This window comes from Mesorhizobium sp. M7A.F.Ca.CA.002.05.1.1 (assembly GCF_003998335.1).
In the GTDB taxonomy this organism is placed as follows: domain Bacteria; phylum Pseudomonadota; class Alphaproteobacteria; order Rhizobiales; family Rhizobiaceae; genus Mesorhizobium.
Genome location: NZ_RZQI01000395.1, coordinates 1 through 5,289, shown reverse-complemented (window position 1 = coordinate 5,289; position 5,289 = coordinate 1). Strand labels below are relative to the sequence as shown.

At 63.1% G+C, this 5,289-nt stretch carries 5 protein-coding genes; 1 reads left to right on the top strand and 4 read right to left on the bottom strand.

Annotated features, from left to right (window positions below; all coding sequences use genetic code 11):
* The 4 genes from EN939_RS19720 to EN939_RS19705 all read right to left on the bottom strand — a co-directional run.
* On the bottom strand, positions 1 to 705 hold a 705-nt coding region (locus EN939_RS19720), incomplete at its 3' end, for an FAD-binding oxidoreductase (protein WP_164751089.1).
* A gap of 232 nt (positions 706 to 937) precedes the next feature.
* Positions 938 to 1,180, bottom strand: coding sequence for a DUF1344 domain-containing protein (locus EN939_RS19715; RefSeq protein ID WP_013530037.1), 243 nt, complete (start codon positions 1,178 to 1,180; stop codon positions 938 to 940).
* A gap of 385 nt (positions 1,181 to 1,565) precedes the next feature.
* Positions 1,566 to 2,534, bottom strand: a complete 969-nt coding sequence (locus EN939_RS19710; RefSeq protein WP_127269329.1) for a DUF3137 domain-containing protein — start codon at positions 2,532 to 2,534, stop codon at positions 1,566 to 1,568.
* Between the two features lie 334 nt (positions 2,535 to 2,868).
* Complete coding sequence (locus EN939_RS19705; RefSeq protein ID WP_127269328.1) at positions 2,869 to 3,897, bottom strand: CapA family protein; 1,029 nt, start codon at positions 3,895 to 3,897, stop codon at positions 2,869 to 2,871.
* A gap of 107 nt (positions 3,898 to 4,004) precedes the next feature.
* On the opposite strand from EN939_RS19705, the gene EN939_RS19700 reads away from it, so the two are divergent.
* The gene (locus EN939_RS19700) at positions 4,005 to 5,270 is read left to right on the top strand and encodes a hypothetical protein (RefSeq protein ID WP_127269327.1); all 1,266 of its coding nucleotides are present in this window, start codon (positions 4,005 to 4,007) and stop codon (positions 5,268 to 5,270) included.
* Positions 5,271 to 5,289 lie beyond the last annotated feature (19 nt).

Below are 5,289 nucleotides of genomic sequence, written 5' to 3'. Positions count from 1 at the left end.
GTGCCGGAACAGATCGGTGTTCTCGGTCGGCGAGCAGGTGGTCACCGAGCCGTCAGCCAGCATCACTCGCATCGAGCGGATCGAGCCCGCCACCGAGCCTGCCTGGTGGTCCATGCCGTGCGCATTGACCGACAGTGAGCCGCCGACCGAGAAGATGTCGGTCGACTGCATCGCCTTCACCGCTAAGCGCGGATGCAGAAGGTTCTGGATGTCGTGCCAGCGCGCGCCCGGCTGCAAGGTCATGGTCTTGGCCGCCGCATCGACGGTGACTTTGTTGAACTTTCTGAGGTCGAGCACCAGCGCGTTGTCGTCGAAGGTATGCCCGCCCATCGAATGGCGGATGGCGGCCAGTGAGACTTTCAGGCCATTGGCACGCGCGAAGGCCAGCGCATTGCCGATGTGCTCGTCCTCGCTGATCTCGACGACGCCGTAAACCGGCGTCATCGACAGGCCGCTGGCATCGTTGATGTCGCCGCCTTTTGCCGACCAGGGCAGCGACGCGTCGAAGGCCGGCGCATTGTCCAGCGGCTTCAGAGGCAGCGCGAAGCCGTCTATATCGGCTATCCGTCCTGCGTTCTTCGGCCCCGAAGGCGCGCGCGCCAGCCGCGCCACCGTGTTGCCGCCCCACAGCACCGCGCCGCCGACGACAGCCGCACCCAGCAGCAACCGCCGCGACAGGCGAAACCCTTTTTGTTCGTCGGCCATGATATCCCCCGTTGGCCAAGGGATAGCGCGGCTTTTTGGCAAAAACCATAGCGATGCCGCCGGACAGCATTCCGCCGGCCGGCCCTGGGGTCCAGCCGGAAGACCTTATCCAGGTCGCCCGGCATCGAGAGCCGACGGATGAAAATGGCCGATCCCCGGAGGGACCGGCCATGAGTGGAACAGGGCTTGTAAAATCCGGTCAGCAGGTCTGCCGACGCACGATGTTCTCGCCTTACGAGGCCTTCTTGATCGACGTCACGATGCCGGTCTTGTCATCGACAGTCACAGCCACCTTGGCGCCGACCTTCAGTTTCCCGATCGTCGCCTCCGGCGACAGCTGGTAGATCTTGCCGTCGTCGAGGGTGATCGACTTGGTCGTCGGGTCGACGGCCTGGATGGTGCCCTGAACGGTCGCGGCATAGGCGGTGCCGAGGAAGGCGAGCAGAGCGGCGGTGGTTGCGAGGGTCTTCTTCATTGGTAAGCACTCCGTGCTGTTTCACTTTCCGGACCGCCGCCTTGGGAAACGACAGCACCGGACGGCTTGAAACTGGAACGGAAAGCGCTCCCTCCGCAAATCACGTTGGGTGAATTTTCGCAAACAATATCATAGGCTTAATTCCGACATATTGCTTGTTGCCGACATCATTTCAGACCGCTTCGACTCCTCCAATGCCCACTTCTATCCGCGAAAAGAGTCGCTTAGCCGATTGTGACGGCGGCTTTGGATCGCCACGCGGTCGCTGCAATCGACCTCGAGCAGCATCACGAAACAGCCTGCTCACCGACCATCGACACAAATTTTGTTTCATGGTCAGAGGCGGACTATAGGCGTGACAAATACGGCTTCGACGGCTGACGGCTCAGCCCGCCTCGTCCTTCGCGCCGATCTTGCGCACAAGTGCCGCCGTCGCCAGCATCGCGCCCATGTCTGATATCATCGGCGCGACATGCGTGCTGTAATCGAGCGGCACCGAAATATCCGGCAGTTCGAAGAAGTTCTTCGTCTGCGGCAGCAGCAGGAACCCATCGCTGCCATTGAGCGCGACACGGGCCGGATCGTCCGGCCAGGTTTCGCCAAGCCATTTCAGCGCCTGCGCCAGCCGGCCGCTCACCAGCGGCTGTGCCGCTCCGAGATTGTCGGTGCGGAACTCGTAGGCGGCATCAAGCGCCACGTCGCCACTGGACAGTTCCTGCAGCTTGCTGGCGAACATGCCGCGAAAGAAGCTGATGACGGCATTGGTCCGCCGCGTCGCCACCAATATGCCGGGGAACGGCGCGATGGTCTCGAAGGCGACGATGACGCCCTGGAAGGCGGTCGACGAGCCCTTGCCCGACCCTTCCCGCAGATGCGCCTCGTAGAGTTCGAACGGAAACCCTTCGTAGCGGCCCGCGACGATGTCGTCGAACGCCTGCCGGTTGAACGGACCAACCGCCGTGCGCGGCAATCGGTCGAATGAATTCGGCGTCACGCCATGCTGGTAGCGCATGTCGGCGATGAAGCCGAAGATGATCGGCAGCAGCGTCTCGCGGAACGATTGCTGCAGCCGCATCGCCGGTTTCCTGGCCTGGAAATAGAGCAGGATCGAAGCCGCGAAGCCGATCACATAGAGAAATACATGTGGCGTCGAGACCCATTGCTCGTTGGGGTCGGCGACCTTGTTGAACAGCCACGCGACCAGCACCACGGCCACCAGCACCAGCCCCACGAACACCGGCACCCGCCAGCGCACTTGCCGGACCGCCGAGGCCCTCGCCGCTTCATAGGCCTCTATGTCTTTCCGGATGCCGGCGATGACCGTTTCGCTCGGCATGAAATCCGCTGTTTCCACCGCTACCCCCGCAAGCCTCGACAAATTCATGATAGCTGGTTTTGTTCGATGTATCGACTGCAGTGCCTCTTCAACAAATGTCCACGCCTGATTACCACGTGGTTCCCCCAATCCGTCGCTGCTTCGCAGCGCCACCTTTCCCCCTCCGGAGGGAAAGGAAAGGAGCGTTGCTGGACGAGCGCTGACGGCAAAAGCTTGGCGCCTTTCCTCTACCCCGTCGATCGGGGGAGAGGTGGATCGGCGAAGCCGAGACGGAGTGGGGGTCGACCAGCGCCGCAAAAGACAATGCATGCGCCAGCCTGGACCCATAGGCAACGTCTCGTCGCTTGCAGCACTAAGGAAAGACCGCTTTCAGTCGCCCCTCGACCTTGTCACGCACTCGGCCCTCCAATGCCTCCACCACCACCAGCCGCTCACGGTCGCCGGCGCGCAGGCGCATGAAGGGATGCATTTGGTAAGATGCGATCGTGCCGCACGTACCGGCATCGGCACTGACTTCGACAATGAGGATAGAACCGATGCGACCGGGCCATGGCTGGCGGGCGAAGGCGGTGCCGAGGAAATCGCCGAGCCCATAAGCGACCACCGTCTTGTGGATCCTTTCCACCGGCTGCACGACATGGGCGTGATGGCCGGCGATCAGTCCGACGCCCTGCCCGGCCAGCCGCCTGGCCAGAACTCGCGTCTCGGCACGCGGAAAATGCCGGAACTCCCAGTCCCAATGCGGCACGGCGCAGAGAAGATCCAAGCCAGCGCGCGGCCAGCCCGCCGAATCGCTGTCCATCGAAACGCGCCCCGCAAACAGTTTTTCATCGGCGTTGCGCCACAGCGTGAAGGCGGCAAAGCCTACATTGAGCGATCCAACCTGCACCGGCACAACCGGACCGTCGGCGGCCAGGCCGATCGTGCGGATGCCGAGCCGCAGCAACGCCGCGACCGTCTCGTCGAAACCGGCGACGCCCTGATCGAGCACATGGTTGTTGGCCAGCGACAGCACGAGCCTTTCTCGCGCAATACCAACCGCCGCCAGCGCCTCGGCCAGAAACAACTCGCTCATCGCATGATGCGTGCCGAGCCTTGTGCCCAGCGCCGCGCTTGGTCTATCCACCACAGGGCTTTCGCAATTGCCGATCACCAGATCGGCGCCGCCAAGCAGTGCCTTGATCGCCGGATCGCAGTCCGGCGCACCGCGATTGGCCACCGCCGAGATGTCGCCGACGAACGCCAGCCGCATTGTCTGCCTTGGCGCTGAATCGATCAGCGTTTCCGCCATGGGCGAAAAGTCTTGCGCGTCGCCGGCCAGCGATGGCTTGAGGAAACGCGGCAGCCAGGACAGCTTGTAGGAAAGCGGATAGTTCGACACGCGATGCCCAATTGTTTGCCCTGTGTAAACCGTCCTCGCGGCGGGTTGAAGCGCAGCGTTGCAAATGGTGTATATCTGCGCGGCGCGACAAATATTGGGGGGAAAAGATGACACGACTGGCAGGCCTGCTGACATCCGCTTTCATTTTGCTCCTGCCGCTGTCTTCCGCGTCGGCGGCAATGCCCGAAGCGGCTACCCGACTGTTCGAGGCGAAGAGCGTGGCCGCGCGCGACACTGCCCTGTCGGTACTTGAGGCCGCCGCGCCAAAAGACCCGGCATCCGCCTATGCGGCCGGGGCGGGCGAGTTCTTCACCGCACTGGAGATCCTGGCCACCGGCCTGCACCGTCATGGTTTCGAAAGCCCGCAATCCTTCATGCTGCCGCTGATGCGGTTGCCGGTGCCCGATAATCCCAATCCCGAGCCGCTGACTTACGAGCAGTTCCGCGCCATCCTGGTCGGGTTCCGCGACCGGCTGGAGAAATCCGCCGCCACGTTTGCGTCGGTGCCGCCCGATGCCGATATCGGCATGGTCATCGATCTCACCCGCGCGGGCATCGACCTCAACGAGGACGGCACCATCGCGCCGGACGAGAGCATGGCGGCGATCATTGCCGGGTTGTCACGCGGCGGCATTACATCGGACGATGCCGTTCCCACGCTCACCTTCCGTTTCGACCGCGCCGACGGATACTGGCTGCAGGGCTATGCCGAGTTCCTGATGGCGCAGGCCGATTTCTGGCTTGCGCATGATTTCAGGAGCACCTTCGACGGCTCGTTCCACATGCTGTTCCCGCGCGCCAAGCTGCCGTTGCAGGATATTCTGGTGCCGCCGGCCGGCGACATGGGCTCGAGCATCTTCTCCTCGGAATGGCGCATCGCCGATTTCATCTCGATGGTGCATCTCATCAACTGGCCGGTGATCGAGCCGGAGCGCCGTCAAGCAGCGCGCCGCCATTTGCTGGAAATGATCCGGCTGTCGCGCGAGGACTGGAAGGCGATCCGCGCCGAGACCGACAATGACCGCGAATGGCTGCCTGGCCCGCAGCAGAAGGGCGAGAACCCGCTCACCGGCCTCGAAGTCGGCGAGGAGCAGGTTCAGGCCTGGCTCGCCGCCCTGACCATGGCCGAGGATCTCCTGGAAGGCCGCAAGCTGCTGCCGCATTTCCGCGTCACCGCCGGCACAGGCCTAGGAATCAACATGAAGCGCTTCTTCGATGACCCGAAAAACTTCGATCTGGTGCTGTCGATCACCGGCCCGGCCATCGCGCCCTACCTCGAAAGCGGCGAACTCGTGACCAGCGACGATTTCGACCAGATCCAGCGCCAGTTCGGCGGCGGCGGGTTTTTGACGTTTGCGCTCTGGTTCAACTGAGGACGGGCTGCTTCAGGCC

Coding starts and splice junctions, on each gene's coding strand:
- EN939_RS19700 (WP_127269327.1), top strand. CDS start 4,005: ATGACACGACTGGCAGGCCTGCTGACATCCGCTTTCATTTTGCTCCTG.
- EN939_RS19715 (WP_013530037.1), bottom strand. CDS start 1,180: ATGAAGAAGACCCTCGCAACCACCGCCGCTCTGCTCGCCTTCCTCGGC.